Annotated in this window: 9 protein-coding genes; 7 read left to right on the top strand and 2 right to left on the bottom strand. The window is 61.5% G+C overall.

Annotated features, from left to right (window positions below):
* The first annotated feature begins 227 nt into the window (after positions 1-227).
* The 7 genes from H7698_RS02400 (at position 228) to H7698_RS02430 (ending at position 9,262) form a co-directional block, all read left to right on the top strand.
* A complete protein-coding gene (locus H7698_RS02400) occupies positions 228-1,286 on the top strand; it encodes a phosphotransferase family protein (protein ID WP_194690458.1) in 1,059 nt (352 codons plus the stop codon).
* A 366-nt stretch (positions 1,287-1,652) separates the two neighbouring features.
* A complete protein-coding gene (locus H7698_RS02405) occupies positions 1,653-3,686 on the top strand; it encodes a capsular polysaccharide biosynthesis protein (RefSeq protein ID WP_194690459.1) in 2,034 nt (677 codons plus the stop codon).
* A 92-nt stretch (positions 3,687-3,778) separates the two neighbouring features.
* Positions 3,779-4,945 carry a capsule biosynthesis protein gene (locus tag H7698_RS02410; RefSeq protein ID WP_328803719.1) on the top strand — a complete coding sequence of 389 codons (1,167 nt, stop codon included), beginning with the start codon at positions 3,779-3,781 and terminating at the stop codon, positions 4,943-4,945.
* The gene (locus H7698_RS02415; protein ID WP_194690460.1) at positions 4,942-5,718 is read left to right on the top strand and encodes an SDR family NAD(P)-dependent oxidoreductase; all 777 of its coding nucleotides are present in this window, start codon (positions 4,942-4,944) and stop codon (positions 5,716-5,718) included. The genes H7698_RS02410 and H7698_RS02415 overlap by 4 nt, the downstream gene beginning before the upstream one ends.
* Positions 5,719-5,722: 4 nt before the next feature.
* On the top strand, positions 5,723-7,228 hold the full coding sequence (locus tag H7698_RS02420; RefSeq protein WP_194690461.1) for an LTA synthase family protein: 1,506 nt from the start codon (positions 5,723-5,725) through the stop codon (positions 7,226-7,228).
* Positions 7,221-7,844, top strand: coding sequence for a GNAT family N-acetyltransferase (locus H7698_RS02425; RefSeq protein ID WP_194690462.1), 624 nt, complete (start codon positions 7,221-7,223; stop codon positions 7,842-7,844). The genes H7698_RS02420 and H7698_RS02425 overlap by 8 nt, the downstream gene beginning before the upstream one ends.
* The gene (locus H7698_RS02430; RefSeq protein ID WP_194690463.1) at positions 7,841-9,262 is read left to right on the top strand and encodes a capsular polysaccharide export protein, LipB/KpsS family; all 1,422 of its coding nucleotides are present in this window, start codon (positions 7,841-7,843) and stop codon (positions 9,260-9,262) included. The genes H7698_RS02425 and H7698_RS02430 overlap by 4 nt, the downstream gene beginning before the upstream one ends.
* A 138-nt stretch (positions 9,263-9,400) precedes the next feature.
* On the opposite strand, the gene H7698_RS02435 is transcribed toward H7698_RS02430, so the two are convergent.
* The gene (locus H7698_RS02435; protein ID WP_194690464.1) at positions 9,401-10,750 is read right to left on the bottom strand and encodes an aminotransferase class I/II-fold pyridoxal phosphate-dependent enzyme; all 1,350 of its coding nucleotides are present in this window, start codon (positions 10,748-10,750) and stop codon (positions 9,401-9,403) included.
* A gap of 2 nt (positions 10,751-10,752) precedes the next feature.
* A complete protein-coding gene (locus H7698_RS02440; protein WP_194690465.1) occupies positions 10,753-18,300 on the bottom strand; it encodes a type I polyketide synthase in 7,548 nt (2,515 codons plus the stop codon).
* Between the last annotated feature and the right edge of the window lie 222 nt (positions 18,301-18,522).

Here is an 18,522-nt window from a genome sequence, read left to right on the forward strand (position 1 = left end):
GCGCGTATGGTAACGGCTCAATGGCAGTGATGAAACGAAGATGTCCTTCCGTCTGTAGGAAATTTCCCAAAACCTAGCCGACTGCGCACCACTTAATTGGCAATCAGTGGATGGAGTACGTACTATCCCGCCCCTTCTGGTCAACTGTTACGGAAAGTGGGCAAGGATCGCGAGGCCTTCACGGGTGTGTCAGGCAGAAAATGGATGGTTGCTTACAGTTGGAACGCATGGGTACCGAATCAAACACCACAACACTTGCCAGCAGCAATGCTTTCTGGCTAAGCCGCTCAACGCTGGAAAAACGCTTGAGCTTTCTCCTGCCAGCGTATCGAGCTGATAGTTTCAGCATCACCACCGCCGACCTGGCGTCCAATGCCTCGTTCGTCAATTATGTGCGCCATCACCGACTGACCGATCTATCAACCGGTACCACGCTGGATGTGATCGAGAAATCGATTCGCAAAACGATCTTTATCACCAGCCTGGAGTCACGCTTCTATCGGGAGCGCAATGTCCTGGGCGCAAGCGTTCACTTCAAGCACCCACCTTTCTTGGGTGTGATTGAAACGCCGTGGGAAAGCCTTATTTTTACCGGCTACGTACAAGGCCGCCCACCACGCATGTCAGCTATCGCCAAGACTGTGGCGCCGGGTATCGCCGAAATCGAGACGGTGACCAATCATCATCTCGGACTCGCTGCCTGGTGGCAGGCTCCCAAGTTCTGGACCATGGATTTCTTTCGGCCCTGGTATTTGCTGCGGTCGCGCTTCAATTACGAGCGCTATTTACACTCCCTTGAAGAACTGGCCCGAGACGATGACCGTTTCGCCGACCTGCCCCGCCGACTTCGCGCGTTGCGGCCGATGTTGCGCCATGAGGCCAATGGGGCAAAAAAGAGCCCGCGCTGTTTTTGCCACATGGATTACTTGCGCAAGAATTTTTTCCTGTCGCCCCAAGGTTTGCAAATGATCGACTGGAGTGAGTTCAAGGTGGGACGTATCGGATTTGACGGGGGTTCCTACCTGAGCGCGGTGTTCAGGCGTAGCGACATGGAACGCTTTATGATAACGCGTGACGAGTTTCTCGTGACCTATCTGGAGAAACTGGACCCTCGGTTCGACCGACAACAGGTGCTGCGCAATCTGAATTACTTTTTCCTTCAGAATTCCCTCTGGCATTTCCTGCGACCCAAGACCATTGCCGATCATCAGCGACGGGGCAATCTAGATCTGTTGCATGAGAAGTATGAGTACTTGTTGGCGCAGCCGTTGATTTCGGGCTGTTAGGCGAGTCGATACAGACGTTCCTTGTTTTGAGGTGAGGACGCCTTCGCTGGCAAGCGAGCTCATACAAGGATGGGTGGATGTACTCGTATCGAGTCAGCTGCATTGAGCCAGCTTTTTGCCGTTGTCAATCGCGCCGCGAGATCCGCGGATGCCGCTCATCGGGGCGCTGGGTTGCCGGGCCTAAGGTGTTTTAGAACATCTCGATTTATGTGAAAAAACTGTAAGATTTTTCCTACTTTTTTTGAATGGCTGCCAGCCATTTGTATTATCATCCGCGGCAAATTTCATTGAGCATTTCCTCCAGGCACACGCAATAATTCGTGCCTGACCGAAGAGTGCGCCCGACATGGATATCCGCTGTTTTTTATGGACAATGCTGCTCCGCCGCGTCGCTCTTTGCTGATTCTGTCTAAAGGTGCGCAACAGATCCCTACCCTCCCCGCCTTGCTGCCCGAGTATCGGCTGCTGTGTGGAACAGTGGGCGACATTGCCAAGGCCGATGACGTATTGGCATGGGGACGCAAACCCAGCGCGCTGCGCGCGCAAGCGGCTGCCGACGCTGCCGGACTGCCGCTAATCACTGTCGAAGACGGCTTTTTGCGCTCGGTGGGCTTGGGCTCTGAAGACCCGCCGCTGTCGCTGATCGTCGATCCACTGGGCATCTACTACGACGCCAGCGGCCCTTCTCGCCTGGAACAACTGATTTCCCTGCCGCTGACCCAAGCACAGATCTTGCGTGCTCGTACCTTGCAGGCGAGCTGGTGCGAAGAGCGTGTGTCGAAATACAACGGCGCCCGGATTGAAGCCTGTGCATTGCCGCAGCCTTGCGTGTTGGTCGCAGATCAGACTTGTGGCGATGCCTCACTGCAAGGCGCCAGCACTGCCGATTTCCAGCGCATGCTTGACGCTGCGCTGGCCGAGCATCCGCAGAGCACGGTGGTGGTGAAGGTGCACCCGGACGTGGTGGCCGGGCGCAAGCAGGGGCACTTCGACCTACCGGCGTTGCGCAAGCATCAGCGGGTGCAGGTGATCAGCGATAACGTGCACCCCGCCGAGCTGCTATCGGCCGCGCAGGCGGTGTACGTGATGACCTCGCAACTGGGTTTCGATGCCCTGTTGTGGAACGTGCCGGTGCACACTTTTGGCATGCCATTCTATGCCGGCTGGGGGTTGACCGTTGATGCGCTGCCCCCCCCTGAGCGCCGCCAGCTGGTCAGTCTCGAACAGTTGTTGCATGCCGCGCTGGTGGAATACCCGCGTTACGTCGACCCGGAGACGGGTGCGGCGTGTCAGGTCGAGACTGTGCTTGCATGGTTGGGTTTGCAGAGACGGATGCGCAGTCGGTTGCCTGAAAACCTGCACATGGTCGGTTTCAGCAAGTGGAAGCATCCGCTGGTGCAGGACTTTTTCAACGGCTCATCCGCTCTGTTTGCACAACCTTCCAAATCTTCGAAGACCCCAGCAGCGGTGGTGACCTGGGGCTGCCAGCACGACTCGGTCGTTGCCCAACAGAACAACACCAGCCACCTCGGCCGCGTCGAAGACGGCTTCCTGCGCTCCGTCGGCCTGGGTGCAAAAAAAACCCGTCCGTTGTCCTGGGTGTTCGACGACCTGGGCATTTACTACGACGCCACACGCCCTTCGCGCCTGGAACACATCTTGCAGAACGATCCGTGCGCACCGGGCTTGTTGCAGCGGGCAGCGGCCTTGCGCGAAGCGATCTGCGAGGCAGGCGTGACCAAGTACAACCTGCCTGGCCCCGCGTGGAAACGCCCCGCCGGGATCGAGCGAGTAATTCTGGTACCGGGCCAGGTGGAGTCCGACGCGTCGATTCGTTATGGCGCGCACCGGATCCGCCGCAACCTGGATTTGCTCAAGGCGGTGCGCGAGCGTCATCCGTTGGCGTGGCTGTTGTACAAGCCGCACCCCGAAGTACTGGCCGGCACACGCGAAGCCGGCGAAGACGAAGAACGCACCAGTGACTGGTGCAACCAGGTAGTGGGCGATGTGCCTTTCCACTCACTGTTGTCCGAGGTCGACGAGGTGCATGTGCTGACTTCGCAATCGGGTTTCGAAGCTTTGTTGCGTGGCGTGCCGGTGACTACTTACGGCCAGCCGTTCTATGCCGGTTGGGGGTTGACCCAGGATCACGATTTGAGCCCGGACGTCCAGGCGCGCCGCACCCGGCGCCTGACCCTGGACGAACTGGTGGCGGCGACTCTGATCCGCTACCCGACTTATGTCAGCCGCACCACCCGAAAATTCACCACTCCTGAACGCACGCTTATCGAGATCCAGAACTGGGATGAAGTACCAACGCAAGGAAGAACTCCAACATGGCGAGAGATGATTCAGCGCTTGCTCCTTATGGTTTTGAAACCACGCCTCAGAAAATCCTAGTTCCCCGTCAGCGCTCCCTGCGCCAGGTGCCGGTGAAGCCGCGCAACTCGTTCCTGTTCTTGCAGGGCGTCAGTTCGCCGTTTTTTTCGCGCATGGCGCAAGCTCTGCGGGACGAGGGACAGCGGGTCAAGTCCGTCAGTTTCAACATGGGCGATACCCTGTATGGCAGCGGTGCGCGGGTGTTTTATTCGGCGCGCCCCGAGCAACTGTCGGATTTCTACAGTCACTGCTTCAAGGCGGAGCACATCACCGACGTAGTGCTGTTCGGCGACTGCCGTCCGGTGCATCAACCGGCGGTGGCGCTGGCCAAGACGCTGGGCATTCGCGTGCACGTGTTCGAGGAAGGTTACTTCCGCCCATATTGGATTACTCTTGAGCGCAACGGCGTGAACAATCACTCGCTACTGCCCCGTGATCCGGAGTGGTATCGGGAAGTGGGCAAGTACATTCCGCGTTATCACAACGGTAACGAGTTTCGCCTGTCCTTTGCCTCGCGGGCGCTGCACGACGTCATGTATCACGTCGGTGGCGCGCTGAACAAAGTCGTCTTCCCCAATTACAAGACCCACGCGCCGTTCAACGCGGCGGTGGAGTATGCGGGCTACATTCGCCAGGGCATTCGCCTGCTGAATGCCAAGGGTCGCGATTCCGAGGTAATCAGCGAGGTGGCGCGCAATCGGCACCGCACCTTTCTGCTGCCCCTGCAATTGGACAGCGATTCGCAGATCCGCGATCACTCGCCGTTCCGGCACATGAAAGATGTGCTCAAGCACGTGATGGGTTCGTTCGCCCGTCATGCCGGCAGCAATGCGCGGCTGGTGGTGAAGAACCATCCGCTGACGCCTGGCATCGTCAATTACCAGCGCATTACTCGGCGCATTGCCCACAAGCTGGGCATCGCCGACCGCGTGGACTTCCTCGAGAGCGGCCACATGCCGACCTTGCTGTCTCACGTCGCTGGCGTGGTCACGGTCAACAGTACCGTGGGCGGTTCGTCGCTGATGCATAACGTGCCGACCATCACCCTCAGCGACCCGATCTACAACCTCAAGGGGCTGACCCACCAGGGCGGCCTCGACGAGTTCTGGGACCACCCGGAACCACCTGACTCCACGCTTTTTCAACGCTTTCGCAGCACGGTCATTCACACCACGCAGGTCAACGGCGGCTTCTATACCCGCTGTGGCATCGACATGGCGGTGAACAACTCCCTGGAAGTGTTGATGGCCAAAACCTCAAAGATCGAACAGTACCTATGACGTTGCACAAGTCTCCACGCTGCATTCTCATCACCGGTGCCACAGGCGGCATAGGTGGTGCCCTGGCGCCTGCCTATGCGGCACCGGGGGTGACCTTGATCCTGCAAGGCCGTCGCCTGGACCGCCTGGAAGAAATGGCCGGGCAATGCCGCGCCATTGGTGCCCGGGTGTTGCTGCAGCCGCTCGACGTCCAGGACCTGGAAGCCTTGCGACGCTGGATTGGCGAGATCAGTGTGAGCGAGGCCCCGGACCTGATCATCGTCGGTGCTGGGGTCAATACCTCCACCGGCGAGAATGGCGAGGGTGAAATCTGGGAACTGTCCCAGGCGCTGATCGAGATCAATGTGTTGGCGGCCCTGGCCACGGTGCAGGCCGCCTTGCCGTTCATGCGTGCGCGCAAGTCCGGGCAGATCGCCCTGTTCAGTTCGCTGGCCGGCTGGCGGGGGCTGCCCGCTACCCCGAGCTACAGCGCCAGCAAGGCGGCGATCAAGGCCTACGGCGAAGCCATGCGCGATCTGGTAGCGGTGGACGGGGTGAAGATCAACGTGATCATGCCGGGCTACGTCGAATCGAAAATGTGCTTTGAAATGCCGGGCCCCAAACCCTTGCTGTGGGCGCCGGACAAAGCCGCGCGAAGAATTCAGAAGGGCCTGGCGGCGAACCAGGCGCGGATCAGTTTCCCGTTCCCGCTGAACCTTGGATGTTGGGCCCTGAGCGTCATTCCGCCACGGCTGTCGTCGATCATTTTGCGGTGGCTGGATTACGGTGCCTGATTTCTTGAGTAGTGCTTTTGGCCTGGTGGTTGCGCTCGGTTTCCTTCTGTCGTGCGCCTTCGAAAAACTACTGGTCCCCTGCCCCGGCTGGCGTCGCCCGCTGCGTGCCTGGCTGCTGCACGCCGGTGCCTGGGCGTTCGCCGTCGGCTTGCTCTACCTGATCACCGGCCGCGCCTGGTTCAGCGCAGTGAACGTTCTAGCGTTATGGCTATTGATAGTGCTGGTGAGCAACGCCAAATACCATTCGCTGCGCGAACCCTTTGTCTGCGCCGACTTCGAATACTTCAGCGATGCCGTGCGCTATCCGCGCCTCTACCTGCCGTTCTTCGGCATTGGCAAAGCCATCGGCCTCGCCTTGCTGTTTGTCGTCTACCTGGGCTGCGGCCTGTATTTCGAGCCGGTCGGCGCCAATGCCGGCGCCGTGGCGACGGGCACTTTGCTGGTTGGCTTCGCACTGCTCTGGCTTGGCGGGCGGAACCCCTTGCAACCGACCTTCGACGCTGGCCTCGATCTGGGTCGCTGGGGCCTGGCGGCCAGTTTGTGGACGTACTTTTTTGCTGCCCGGCAACCCGTTGCACTGGCGTCATTGAACTCGCCGTTCCTTGACGAGGACGCACGCCCTATGGCCAATGCCACCCTGGCGGACCTGGTGTCGGTACAGAGCGAATCGTTTTTCGATGCGCGTCGTCTGTGGCCAGGCGTTCGTGGGCAGGTCCTCCACCATTTCGACACCTTGCGCGGTGAAGCGCTGGCTCAAGGCCGCTTGCAGGTGGCGGCCTGGGGCGCCAACACGGTAAGGACAGAGTTCGCCTTCCTGACCGGCATCAAGGTGGACCAACTCGGTGTTCACCGATTCAACCCCTATCGCCACCTGGCGCGCCAGGGCGTTGCCAGTGTCGCCCTGGAACTCAAGCGCCGTGGCTACCGCACGGTGTGCGTGCATCCTTATATCGGCAGTTTCTACGGTCGCAACGAGGTTTTGCCTGCGTTGGGCTTCGATGAATTCATAGACGTGCGCAGCTTCACCAAGCAGCAGAAGGCCGGTCCGTTTATCGGTGACTGTGCCGTGGCCGACAAGATCAGCGAACTGCTCGATGCCCCGGGGCGCACCCAGCCGCTGTACATCCATGCCATCACCATGGAGAACCATGGGCCGCTACACCTGGAAAGCGTCGAGGCGGCCGATCTCGCGCAATGGTTCGACCGCCCGCTGCCTGAAGAACTGCGCGACCTGGCGCCTTACGTACGCCACTTGGGCAACGCCGACCGCATGCTCGGCCAGTTGCGCGAGCACTTGCTCGCGCGCGGCACGCCGACCGGGTTGTGTTTCTTTGGTGACCACGTGCCGATCCTGCCCGACGTCTATGGCGCCCTGGGTGAGCCGGATGGTGATACCGAGTACTTCATCTGGTCCAATACTGCGCGCAGCGCCAGTGCCCCTGCAGACACGGGTGTCGAGCACTTGGCCAAGACCTTTATCGATCGCATGGCATGTGTACAGGATGATTAAAACCTCTCTCCGACCCGTGCCAGTTCTCCTCGCCTCCGAAGCCCTGGAGCGTGACCGCGCGATGATTGCCGGGTGGATCACCTCAGGGCGCAGCTCGCTGAAGTGCATTCTTGGGGACAAGGCGTGCCGTCACCGCTTGTTGGCGAACGGAATCAATTGGGATCGGGTGTTGATTGCCTATCACGACACTACTCCGGTCGGATATGCGGCGTTCAAACACAGTCGACGCGGGCCTTTTTCACCTGGCATCCGGCCATTCTTTGCTGAGTTCGGCAGCTTCTATGGTGCGCTGCGCTACGGCATGTTCGTGATCAGCGAGTGGCGCGAATGGTATTACGGGTTTTACCTGTATGGTTTGCGCGTGCGCAAAAGCGCGCAGCGCCAGGGTGTTGGCAGTGCTTTGCTGCTGTCCTCATTTGATCGGGCCCGATGCAATGACTATCAAAAAATCGAGCTGGAAGTGCAGGTGAATAATCTCTCAGCTCGCGCGCTATACGACAGGCACGGCTTTACAGCAATTCGCACCCTTGGCCTGAGCTGGCTCGGCCGTCTTTTACTCATTCCCACCGTCGTCAACCTGCGCCACACATTGCCGCCACGAGCGCCCCGCCAATGAATCGCCCTCTTGAGTCACTGGTGGAAGGTCCCGGCTGGGTGGGCATCATGTCGCAATGGGTGATGTGGAAAGTCTTTCACCTGGGTGAGTTTCTCGACCCCGAAGGGACGCCAAAATGGTTGTGGCGACGCGGTCAACAGCGGCCGGCAGGGTTGAAGGCGATTTCCGGGATCGGCTACAAAAGCTCGTCCGATCATGCCCGGATGCTGTGCAAGCGCTGGGGTATTCCCTATGTGGCGCTGGAGGACGGCTTTTTGCGTTCCTCATCGCTGGGGGTGGAAGGCGATACGCCGATGTCGATGGTGGTCGATCCGATCGGCATTCACTACCTGGCCGATCGACCGTCGCTGCTGGAAAACATCCTTCAGGTGCCGCACACCCTGAGCGCTGCAGAACTGGCCACAGCCCAGGAATTGATTGCCCTGATCCGCAGCAGCGGTATCGGCAAGTACAACAATGCGCCGGACTTGATCAATGAGGATCCGCTGGGACGTGAACGGCCCTTGGTGCTGGTGGTGGATCAGACCTACGGCGACTTTTCGATTCCCGGTGGCGGGCTGTGTGAAGCGGACTTTATCCGCATGCTGGATGCCGCACTGGCGGAAAATCCCGAGGCGGATGTGCGGGTGCGGATTCACCCGGACTGCATCAACGGCCACAAGAAAAGCTGTCTGCTCGATGCCGCACGCGCCCGCGGTGTGGTGCTGGAGAGTCGTCATGTGTCCTGGGCTTCGCTGGCGCGGCGGGCCCAGAGGGTGTATGTAGGCACCAGCCAGGCCGGGCTTGAGGCCTTGATCCAGGGCATCCCGGTGACTTGTTTTGGCTTGCCGTTCTATGCCGGCTGGGGCTTGACCGATGATCGCCTGGCCATTCCCCGGCGCCAGGCACGCCCTACGCTTGAGCAATTGGTGGCGGCGGCGTATATCCGCTATTGCCGTTATGTCGACCCGTTGACCGACCAGCGCTGCGACGTAATGACTGTGGCCCGGCAATTGGTCCGGCAAAAACAGCAGGACAGCCAGTTTGCCGGCAGCGTGACGGTAATCGGCGTGCCTCGGCGCGAGCGGCCAGCGATGCGCAGGTTACTCAACAGCCGCTGGGGTGAGTTGACGTTTGCTCACGATAACGCGGAATTGATCCCAGCAGTGGCACGCGAAGCCGGCAAGCTGCTGGTGTGGCAGGCCTGTGAATCGAACGACCTGCAAGCCCGTGCCAACGCCCATGGCGTGCCACTGTGGCGTATCCGCCGGGATGCGCTGGAATTGCCGTGCGGCAATGAACAAACCCTGGCACAAATCCGCGGCCTACCCTGCAGCCCGCAACAAGCCCAGGCGCAAAAAAGTCGCCCCAAAGCTGGCTTGCTCGAGAGCTGTGCACGTTATCGACAGATTCGGCGGTACCTCACAGGGATGTTCTGAAGGCTTGCCGGCGAAGGCACCAGCCTTATGCAACAACCACTGGGTCCATCGCCGGAACGCCGCACGCAGCAAGCTGGCTCCCGCATGACTGGTCGGCTGTCCGGCCGCCATTGCTGCGATGCGGATAGGGCATCTGCGTTACAGCTTTTGCAGTTCCTGCGCAACGATGGCCACGGTCTCGGCGATTTGTTCGGGGGTGTGCAGGCACGAGACGAAGAAGCGCACGCGGGCAGCTTTTTCCGGGACGGCCGGGTGCAGGATCGGTTGGGCGTTGATCCCGCGTTTGGCCAAGGCGCCGGACAATTGGGTGGCCTTGAGTGAACTGCCGGTAATCACCGGGATTACCGCAAGCCCGGTACTGGTGCCTGTGTCCAGCCCCGCCTCGCGGGCCAGGGCGAGAAACTGTTGACCGCGTGCCTGCAAGGTGGCCACCCGCTCGGCGTCGTGGGCCATGCAGCGCACAGCGGCCAGTGCCGCCGCCGCCACCGAGGCCGGCATGCCGACGCTGTAGAGAAAGCCCGGCGCCATGAACTTCAGGTGCTCGACCAGGGCCGACTCACCGGCAATGTAGCCACCACAACTGGCTAGGGTCTTGCTCAGGGTACCCATCCAGATGTCGACGTCAGAACCCGCCAGGCCGAAGTGTTCGCGAATGCCCTTGCCGTTGGCGCCCATGACACCCAGCGAGTGGGCCTCGTCGACCATCAAAAACACCTTGTGCTTGTTCTTTAGCTCGACGAAGCGCGGCAGGTCAGGGTAGTCGCCGTCCATGCTGTAGATGCCTTCAAGCACGACCAGCACCCGTTCGAAGTGCTGGCGCTGATCGCCCAGCAGACGGTCGAGGGCCTCATAGTCGTTGTGGGCAAAACTCAAGCGGCGCGCGCCGGACAACTGAATGCCTTGCAGCACGCTGTTGTGGATAAGTTCGTCGTGGATCACCAGGTCCCGCGGGCCGAACAGGTAGCCAATGGTGGTGACGTTGGTGGCATGCCCACTGACAAAGGTCACGGCGTCATCCACTTCGTAAAGCCGCGCCAGCTCGGCTTCCAGCTCGCGATGGATCGGTCGGTCGCCGGACACCAGGCGACTGGCCGACACCGAAGTGCCGTAGTGATCGATGGCAGCCTTGGCCGCCTCGACAACTACCGGATGACCGGAGTAACCCAGGTAGTTGTAGCTGGCGAAATTGACGAAGCGCTGGCCCTGGATCGTCGTTTCCGCTCCGGCCAGGCTTTCATGCAGCTTGAAGAACGGGTTGGCCAGGCCAAAGCGCGCCGCGCTGTCATGCATGATCCGCAGTTGCTGGTAACCCGGATGCTGATCGAAGCGGTAGAACTGCTCCGGCACCGACCGGAAACTGCGGCTGACGTCCGCCATCGAAGCCGGCGGCGCACCGTCGCCGGTCTGCCGCAGGCGTCGTTCCAGGGCTTGCTGGATCAGCTTGTCTTTCATCGAAGCGCCAAGCCCTGCTGAACTTTTAGAGGTCATAGTCAATTGATCAAACGGGATAGTTGGGAATCTGGCTCGTGCGCACCCTGACGGACCTGGGCCAGTTCAGCCTCGGACAGTTCGGCACCATGTCGTGCCAGTGTCAGCGCCTGCAAGTTGTCTTCGGCAACGGGGGCGTCCTGGTTGCCGCGCAGCAGTTCAAGAATGCGCACGGTCAGTTTGGCAATGCTTGAGGTTTCGCTCAACTCCATCACCGGCAAGCGAATGCCGAAGCGCTCCTCGACCGCCACCACCAGCTCCACACTCATCAACGAGTCCAGCCCCAGTTCCTGCAGCGGTCGGCTGCTGTCGAGCTTGCTGGTCGGCATGCGCAGGATCTCGCTGATTTCCTGCTTCAGCATCTCGGCGAACAGTTCGGTGAGTTCCTGATCGTTCATCTCGGCCAACAGGCGCTGGATGTCATCGACGTTGCTCTCTTCCTCCTGCTCGCCACTGTGCAGCCGCGCCAGTTCACTGAACTTCGGCGAACCAGCGGCCGGCAGGAAGCGAGATAGGGCTTTCCAGTCGAGCTCCAGCACACCAAGGCCCGAACGCTGTTGCAGCAGCAGGCGTTCCAGGGTGTCGAGTGCGGTTTGCGACTGCAAGGCCGCACCACCCATGCGACTTTGCAGGGCGTCCTTCACGTCCTGATTGCGAGCGAGGAAACCGGCATCGTCGATGGCCCCCCACAGCACCGCCGTGGCCGGCAGGCCTTGCAGCAGGCGATGACGGGCCAGGGCTTCGAGCCAATGGTTGGCCGCCACGTAGTTGGCCTGCCCCGGGTTGCCGAATAGCGTGGTCGCCGAGGAGAACAGCACGAAGAAATCCAGGGCCAGGTGCGCGGTCAGTTCGTGCAGGTACTGCGCGCCCTTGGCCTTGGGTTCGAGCACCCGTTGCAATTGCGCTTGGGTCAGATTGCGGATCAGCCCGTCTTCGAACACGGTGGCCGCATGCACCACGCCACGCAGCGGCGTCCTGGAAGCTTCGATGCTGGCCAGCACGCTGCGCAACTGGGCGCTGTCGGTGATGTCGCACGCCAGCGCCTGCACTTCGATGCCTTGCTCGCGCCAGGTCGCCAGCGCCGGTTGCGCTTCTTCGGTGGCGGCGCCACGCCGGCCCAGCAACACCAGGCGACGAGCACCCTTGTCCACAAGCCATTGTGCGGTGCGCAGCCCGAAACCGCTGAGCCCGCCGGTCACCAGATAGGTGCCGTCGGCCGCCAGCTGCAAGGCCGGCGTCTGTACCAGCGGCGCGCGGAATACCTGCTGGATCGGCGTGCGGTAGGTGACGACGATCTTGCCGATCTGCCGCGCCTGCTGCATGTAGCGGAACGACTCGACGACGTCGTTGGCGTCGAACTCGCGGTACGGCAACGGGCTGAGGATGCCGTCGCGGAACAGTTGCATCATGTCGCCAAACAGGCGGCGGGTCAGGTCCGGACGTTCGCTCATCAACTGGTCGGCGTCGATGCCGAAATAACTGATGTTGTTGCGGAACGGTCGCAGGCCGATCTTGGTGTTCTGGTAGAAGTCACGCTTGCCCAGTTCCAGGAAACGGCCGAATGGCTTGAGTACTTGCAGGTTGCGGTTGATCGCCTCGCCCGCCAGGGAATTGAGTACCACGTCGACGCCACGGCCGGCGGTGATCGCCAGGATCTCGTCGGCAAACGCCAGCGAGCGTGAATCGAACACATGCTCGACTCCGAGCAAGCGCAGGAAGTCGCGTTTTTCATCGCTGCCGGCGGTGGCGTAGATCTCGGCCCCGCACCATTTGGCGATCTGAATCGCGGCGATGCCGACACCGCCTGCAGCGCCGTGGATGAGAATTTTCTCGCCCGGTTCCAGGCGTGCCAAGTGGTGCAGCGCGTAGTACACGGTAAAGAAGGTGCTCGGGATGGTCGCCGCCGCCTCGAAGGACATGCCCTCGGGAATCCGTGCCACCGCATTGGCATTGGTGATCAGGCGGTTGGCGAAGCTGGACGGGCCAAAGCCGACAACCCGATCACCTGGTTGGAAGTCACCTTCCACATGATCGCCCTTGGCGCGTACGACACCGGCGAATTCGAAGCCCAGGGTCGGGCCGGAGAAGCCGTTCTCGATGGCCTCGTCCGACAACAGTCCGAGGGCATACATGACATCGCGGAAGTTGAGGCCGGTGGCCTGGACCTCGATGTCCAGTTCGTCGCCCGCTGGCAGCAACGGCTCGTGGGCCTCCCAGCGCAGGTTGCGCAACTGGCCCGGCAGTTCGAAACCAAGGCTGACCTGGGTCGCGGACTGTTGCCCGACTTCAACATCCAACTGATCAGGGCGCACCCGCAGGCGGGCCACGTAACGATCGCCCTCGGCACTGATGGCCAGTTCGGTTTCGTCATCGCAATTGAGCAAGGCCGGCAGCAACGCTTCGACCCCGGCCCCCTCGGCCAGATCCAGCAGGCGCACGCGGCAACCCACTGCTTCGTTGGCGAGGGTGCGACCAAAACCCCACAACGCCGCATCGGCGAGGGATGGCAGGTCACCAGCGACCTGTGCCGCGGCCGGCAGCAACTGCAACGCCGCACCACGGGTCAACAGCCAGCAATCGGGACTCATGCCCGCCTGTTCGCACGCCTGGGTCATTGCCGCGGCCAGCATGCAGCGCCGCGCCTGGTCATCCAGGCCCTGGTTGCCGAACAGACCACTGAGCAACAGCAGGTGCTGCGGCGCCGGCGTTGCGCGCAGTTGTACGGCCAGATCCTGGGCCGATGCCGGCGCCAGCCAGTCAACGCTTTGCCCCTGCTCGCGCAGGGCTGTGGCCAGTTGTTGGGCGAAGGCCTGTTCCGCGCCCTGCTCATCGGCAACCAGCAACCAGCGCTGGGCAGGCAATGGCAGGGGATCGAATGCCGCCGCCGCTACGGCTGCACCCACCAGCACGTAGCTGCCGCTGGACATGGCCGGGCTCAATTCCAGCGCATCGCCAACGCTCAGGCCGTGACGGCGCAGTTCCTGTTGCCAGAAACCCGGGCGCTGCTGCACCGACAGGCTGCCCTGCCCCTGTCCGGCAAGCCACCACGAAGGTTGCGCGCCGAAGACGAAATCTGCCCAACGGGCCGGATGCTGCGCCAATAGCATCAACTGGCCACCGGCCGACAACCTCCCTGCGCCATGGCGCAGGCCTTCGCTGATGGCTTGCAACGGTGCCAGGTCGGTGGCGACCAGCACCAGGTCAAAACCCTGGGCGGGCACGGCCGGCAGTTGAGCGGCGTCGCTCAGGCTGAGCAGACGCAAGTCCGGGAAGTCGGCTTGCAGCATGCTGGCCGGGTCCAGGTCGTCGGCACTGTACTGGTAGTCGACACGATCGAAGTCCAGCTGCGCACAAAGTTGCGCGGCGAAGGGCGAACCGCCGAAGCCGAGCTCGAGTATGCGCAGTCGCTGGCCCGCTGGCATCACGGCCAGGCGTTGTTCGATGTGGTGTTTGATCGCGTCCAGCAAAGCGTGATAGCCGCTGGCACCCAGCACCTGACGTGCAAGTTGTGCCGGCGAGGTTTCACGAGGCAGCAGCGTTTCGATCTGCACTGCTCCGCTGAGCAGGTCCAGCAGGTGGATGCCGATACGGCCCACCGAGTGAATGATCTGGAAGTGCTCGGGATAACTGCGGAACAGTTCCTGCCAGATGTCTTGGGCACTTGGCCGTTCGCCCTGATCGACCAACTGCCAGCCGTCACCGCTGGCGATCAGGCTGCCGTCGTCCAACGCTTGTTGCAACAGATGATCGAGGTAGCCCGAGAAACCTTGCGCCACTGCCTGCCACGTCACCCGTTGCGCCGCACTGAGCTGTCCGCCGAGGGATTCGATGGCCTCCAGCACGAAGCTGGCGCACAGGCTGTCCAGCAATGGATCGACTTCCTGGCTGTAACGCACCAAGGTCGGCTCATCGATCACCGACGCCAGGCTTTGCGCCAAGACGCTGCGCAATGGCGAGGCCGGTTGCGGCAACACACGCGCGGCCAGCGGCCAAGGTTTGGCAATGCCAGCGAAATCCGCCAGTTTCAGATCGCCACTGCGGTCCTTGTGCAACTTGACGGCACGGAAACGCGCGCCCTTGATGCACACCACAGCGCGCCCTTGGGCGTCGTACAAGGTGAAATCAGCCAGCAGCGAGTGCTCCGAACGACGCATCAGGCAAACCTTGGCCAGGGTTGGCGGCAGACTGCCCACGGCGAAGTTGATACGCCCCAGTTTCACCGGGATGAACGCCAACCCGTTACGCGCTTTCGGATCGCGACTGAGCAACTGGGTTATCAACTGGAATGCGCTGTCCAGCAACGCCGGGTGCAGGTGCAAGGCCGCCAGTTCGGAAACGATAACGCTCGGCGGGCTCAGCTGTGCCAGCACTTGGTCACCATCGATCCAGCCGGCTTCGATGGCCTGGTATGCCGGGCCGTAGTTCAGTCCGACCGCAGAGGTCAGTTGCAAATGTTCGGCACGAGTGAAATCCGCAGCGCGGGTTGGCAACGCTGGCGCCGTTTCGTTTAACAGGACACCACGGGCCTCGCCGGGCAGGCGGGCAACTACGTGGCGGGCCCAGGGTTCTTCCTGGGAAGTGCTGCGCGAAACGATCGATACGGTGCCATCGCTACTGTCGATCTGCACACGCACGCGCTTGCTCGACTCGGCGTGCAGCACTAGCGGGCTGTGAATTTCCAGCTCTTCGATATCGACGAACTCACCCGGCTGGTAGCACTGCGCTGCCGCCAGCACCAATTCGGTGAAACCGGCGCCGGGGAATAGCACGGCGTCGCCGACCTTGTGGTCTTCCAGGGACGGAAACAGTTGCGTGTCCAGGCGATTGTCCCAGGTCAGCTCGTGACCGGGTACTGCATGGCCCAGCAGCGGATGCAGGCGGGCGAGGTACAGCGTGCGCGCCGACTCCGGCGTATCGGCATGCCAGTGCCGCTCTCGCTGCCAGGCATAGTTGGGCAAGCGCACGAAGCGGCCGGTGCTCGGAAACAGGCACGCCAGGTCGGTGTCTACACCACTGATCAACACCTTGGCGACCGCTCGGGTGACCATTGACGCTGCATCCTCATGGCGCTTGAGAGTGGCGATCACCACGCCCTGTTGCTCGCGTGCCGCCAGGGCATCGGTGACGTAGCTGCGCAGGATCGGATGCGGGCCGACTTCGACGAAGACGTTATAGCCATGCTCGCACAGCGTCTCGCTGGCGGACTGGAACAGCACCGGGAAACGGATGTTCTGCCACCAGTACTCAGCGTCCAGGCGTTCGCCATCAAGCAAGCCACCGGTGACCGTGGAATACATCGGGATGTTGCTGGCAAGCGGCGCGATGTCGCGAAGCGCCTCAACCACCTGTTCGGCGATCACATTCATTGCCGGCGAGTGGAAGGCGTAATCCAGGCCAAGGCGACGGACGAACACCTGGCGCTCGGTCAGCGCTTGTTCCAGGCGCTCAAGTCCTGCCACGGAACCGGCCACGGTGGCACCCTTGAAGCTGTTTTCGCCGGCGACGACCACGTCGTCCAAGCCCAACTCCAGCAACAGGTTCGCGATATCACTGCCCGACAGTCCCACGGCGGACATCTGCCCGGAGCCTGCAGTCAGCCCCTGCAGGCGACTGCGGTGGTAAATCACACGCGTCGCGTCGGCCAGTGTCAGCGAGCCACAGGCCCAGGCGGCTGCCACTTCGCCAACACTGTGGCCCATCACCACCTGCGGCACCACACCTTGGCTGGCCAGCATGCGCGTCACGCCCACTTGCAGCGCGAACAGCGCCGGCTGGGCGAGTTCGGTCAGGTGATAACGCTCCTGGCCGTACTCGCCCGCCAGTTCGGCAATCAGCGAATAGCCCGCCAGTGGCTGGAACAGTGCGTCGAGTTCGGTCACCGCAGCATGAAACACCGCATCCGCGAGCAACGCCTTTCCCATGCCCTGCCACTGCGAGCCATTGCCGGAGTACACGAACACCGGCCCCTTGGCCTGATCCAATGCGCGACCGCTTTCGACCACCGAGCTCAAGGCCGAGACAGCCGGGTCAAGGGCGAAATCCAGCAGCGCCTGGGCGCTTTGCTGTTGATCGGCCTCGAACACCACCAAACGCTGCGGATGCAGATCGCGACGCATCATTGCTTGGTACGCCACGTCATACAGGCCGGCTTTCGGGTGATCGCCCAGGTACTCGGCAATGCTTTCGGCCATTGCCGCCAACCCGACGCTGTCCTTTGCCGTGACCATCAACGGCACTACCCCTGCCTGGTCGACCAGCAATACGGCCTGCGGCGTGTGACTTTGCAGGATGACGTGAGCGTTGGCGCCGCCGAAACCGAACGAGTTGACACCCACTACCAGCGTGCCGCTCGGTTTGAGGGCGTGGTTGCGGGTAGCGACGTTGAGGTTGAGGTCGGCGAACGGAATACGCGGGTTTAGGTTCTTGATGCCGATGGTGGCCGGCACCTGGCGCTCAGTGACGCAGTACAGCGCCTTCATCAACCCGGCCACGCCCGAAGCGGCCTCCAGGTGACCGATGTTGCTCTTGACCGAGCCAATCAACAACGGTCTGTCCGCCCCGCGTGCCTGGCCCAATGCCAGACCGATGGCCCGGCTTTCGATGGGATCGCCAACGGGTGTACCCGTACCGTGGGCTTCCAGGTAATCGATGTCGGTCGGCGAGATCCCGGCGCTGGCGTAGGCCTGGGTCATCAACGCCGCCTGCGCATCGGCACTGGGCACTGTCAGGCCGGACTTGCGCCCGTCGGTATTGACCGCGCTGCCGGCGACGACAGCGAGGATCTGGTTACCGTCGGCCAGTGCCTTGTCGTAATCCTTGAGGTAGAACAGCCCTGCCCCTTCGGAACGCACATAACCGTCACCAGCTTCGTCGAAGACGTTGCAGCGCCCTTTGCGCGACAACATCGATGCCTTGGAGAAGATCAAAAAGCCGAACGGGTGCAGGTGCAGGCTGATACCGCCGGCCAGTGCCTGGTCGATATCGCCGCTTTGAATGGCCTGGCAGGCCTGGTGAAACGCCACCAGCGACGAGGAACACGCGGTATCGACCGCCATGCTCGGACCGTGCAGGTCATAAAAGTAAGACAGGCGATTGGCCGCAATGCTGAAGGTGTTGCCCGTGGCCGTCGAGGCATCCACCAGCGACAGGTCATGGGACAGGCGATAGGCATAGTCGGTGCTGGCAATGCCCAGATAGACACCGCAATTGCTTCCGCGCACGCTCGACGGTTTTACCCCGGCATTTTCGAATACTTCCCATCCCAGCTCAAGCAACAGGCGCTGCTGGGGATCCATGATCGCCGCTTCGCGGGGAGAAATGCTGAAGAATCCGGCATCGAAAGTGGAGATATCACCCAGCGTACCAGCCGCCAAAGTGTAGGTGGTGCCAGGATTGGCCTTGTCGGGGTGGAAAAACGCATCGCGGGACCAGCGGGACGGGTCGACCTGAGTGATGAAGTCGTGCCCCTCCAGCAGGTTCTGCCAAAAAGTTGCGGAAGTGGAGCCGGGAAAACGGAACGAAGCCCCAATAATTGCAACTTTTTTACGCATGATTCTTATCCACCATTTTATATTCTCAACCGTACCGCCATCGCTTCGTGCGATGGGTGCGTCGAACGCCCTCGTGGGTCCGACATAACGTTGAGAAACTCGCTAAATTCAGTTGGGCAGCGACTTTGTATTTATTATTAGGAGTACTTTCTACCCGGCTTTGACACCAGTGCCGCTCCAAGCGGTGAGCCACTAAAGGCACCAGCGCCAGGGGGCGCGAAA

The sequence above is a fragment of the Pseudomonas sp. p50(2008) genome (assembly GCF_015351605.1).
Lineage (GTDB): Bacteria > Pseudomonadota > Gammaproteobacteria > Pseudomonadales > Pseudomonadaceae > Aquipseudomonas.